This is a genomic window from Novosphingobium sp. (assembly GCF_025351285.1).
Classification (GTDB): Bacteria; Pseudomonadota; Alphaproteobacteria; order Sphingomonadales; family Sphingomonadaceae; genus Novosphingobium.
Genome location: NZ_JANXWG010000040.1, coordinates 1 through 2,257, shown reverse-complemented (window position 1 = coordinate 2,257; position 2,257 = coordinate 1). Strand labels below are relative to the sequence as shown.

At 67.8% G+C, this 2,257-nt stretch carries 2 protein-coding genes; both read left to right on the top strand.

Annotation, left to right across the window (positions count from 1 at the left end; all coding sequences use genetic code 11):
- The coding region (locus Q0R16_RS04750; protein WP_295632754.1) for a glycosyltransferase at nt 1-747 on the top strand (747 nt) is incomplete at its 5' end.
- Nucleotides 744-2,168 carry a UDP-N-acetylmuramate--L-alanine ligase gene (gene murC / locus Q0R16_RS04745; protein ID WP_295632751.1) on the top strand — a complete coding sequence of 475 codons (1,425 nt, stop codon included), beginning with the start codon at nt 744-746 and terminating at the stop codon, nt 2,166-2,168. The genes Q0R16_RS04750 and murC, both read left to right, overlap by 4 nt.
- The last annotated feature ends 89 nt before the right edge of the window (nt 2,169-2,257 follow it).

The window sequence follows — 2,257 nt, the reverse complement described above, 5'->3', positions numbered from 1 at the left end:
CACGCGGTCGACCGGCTCGATCCCAAGCTGTGGGGCAAGGTCCGCTGCGTGGGCAACCCGGTGCGCGAGGAGGTGCTGACCTTGCGCAGCCACCCGTTCCCCGATTTCACCGAGGATTCGCTGTTTCGCGTGCTGGTGACGGGTGGCAGCCAGGGGGCATCGGTGCTGTCCGAAGTGGTGCCCGATGGGCTGGCGATGCTCCCGCCCGCGCTGCGCCACAGGCTGCAGGTGACGCAGCAGTGCCGGCCCGAGGATATCGAGGCGGTGCGCGCGCGCTATGCGAGCCATGAAATTCCCGCCGAACTCGGCACCTATTTCGAGGACATGGCGAGCCGCCTCGCCGATTGCCACTTGTTCATCGGCCGCGCCGGCGCGAGCACGATTGCCGAACTGACCGCGGTGGGTCGCCCCGCGATCCTGGTGCCGCTGCCGATCGCCACCGACGATCATCAGGCCGCCAACACCCGCGAAATGGTTGCCGCCGGCGGCGCGCGCGCGATCCGGCAGACGGGGTTCACGCCCAAGGAACTGGCCAAGCAGATCCAGACGATGGCGCTCCACCCGACCGCGCTCGCCAATGCGGCGCACGCGGCGTGGAACTGCGGGCTGCCCGATGCCGCGAAGGACCTGGCCGATATCGTCGAAGGCTTCGGCGGCGAGCCGATGATGGATGTGATCCGGCTAGACCATACCTCCGAAGCGCTGGCCAGCGCGGGCGCGGCTTTGGCGAAGGACGCCGACGCATGAGGGGCGTCGGCATCGATATCGGCACGATCCACTTCGTCGGGATCGGCGGGATCGGCATGTCGGGCATCGCCGAAGTGATGCACAACATGGGCTACACCGTGCAGGGCTCGGACATTGCCGAGGGCTACGTGGTCGAAGGCCTGCGCGCGCGCGGGATCAAGGTGCTGATCGGGCACGCCACCGAAAACGTCGCTGGCGTGGCGGTGGTGGTGACGTCAACCGCCGTGAAGCGCGACAATCCCGAAGTGGTCGCCGCGTTGGAGGCCCGCGTGCCGGTGGTCCGCCGCGCCGAAATGCTGGCCGAACTGATGCGGTTGAAGCGCACCGTCGCGGTGGCGGGCACGCACGGCAAGACCACCACCACCAGCATGGTTGCCGCGCTGCTCGACGCCGGCGGGATCGATCCGACCGTGATCAACGGCGGCATCATCAACAGCTACGGATCGAACGCGCGGCTGGGCGCGAGCGAATGGATGGTGGTGGAGGCCGACGAGAGCGACGGCAGTTTCCTGCGGCTCGACGGCACGCTGGCGATCGTCACGAACATCGACCCCGAGCACCTCGATCACTATGGCAGCTTCGACAAGGTCAAGGCCGCCTTCGTCGAATTCATCGAGAACGTGCCATTCTACGGCGCGGCGATGTTGTGCATCGATCACCCCGAAGTGCAGGCGGTGATCTCGAAAGTGCGCGACCGCCGGGTGGTGACTTACGGCTTCTCGGCGCAAGCCGACGTGCGCGGCGACAATGTGGTGCCCGAGCCGGGCGGCAACCGCTTCGACGTGGTGCTGCGCGAGCGGGACGGATCTTCGCGCCGGATCGAGGGCGTCCACCTGCCGATGCCCGGGCGGCATAATGTCCAGAACGCGCTCGCGGCGATCGCGGTGGCGGTCGAGATGGGCTGTTCGGACGAATGCATCCGTGGCGGGTTCGGCAAGTTCACCGGGGTCAAGCGGCGCTTTACGAAGGTCGGCGAAGTGGCCGTGGATGGCGGCATGGCGACGGTGATCGACGATTACGGCCACCACCCTGTTGAAATCCGCGCGGTGCTGGCGGCGGCGCGCGAGGGGGTTACGGAGCGCGTGATTGCCGTGGTCCAGCCGCACCGCTTCACCCGGCTGCGCGATCATATGGAAGACTTCCAGGCCGCGTTCAACGATGCCGATATGGTCTATGTCGCGCCGGTTTACGCGGCGGGCGAGGCACCGATCGCGGGCGTGGATGCCGAGGCGATGGTTGATGGCATCAAGGCGCGCGGGCATCGGGCTGCGTTCACGATCGATGGCGCCGATGCGCTGGCGGCGACACTGGCGCCGCAATTGCACGCGGGCGACATGGTCGTGTGCCTGGGCGCGGGTGACATCACCAAGTGGGCGGCCGGGCTGGCCGATGCGATTGCGGCGGTGAGGGTGGCGGCGTGATAGTGTCCCCGGAATCACGCGTGTCCACCCCCCCTCCGTTCGTGTCGAGCGAAGTCGAGACACCGCGCGGACGCGTCTCGACTTCGCTC

Excerpts from the sequence above, each read along its gene's own strand:
- murC (WP_295632751.1), top strand. The coding sequence starts at position 744 with ATGAGGGGCGTCGGCATCGATATCGGCACGATCCACTTCGTCGGGATC.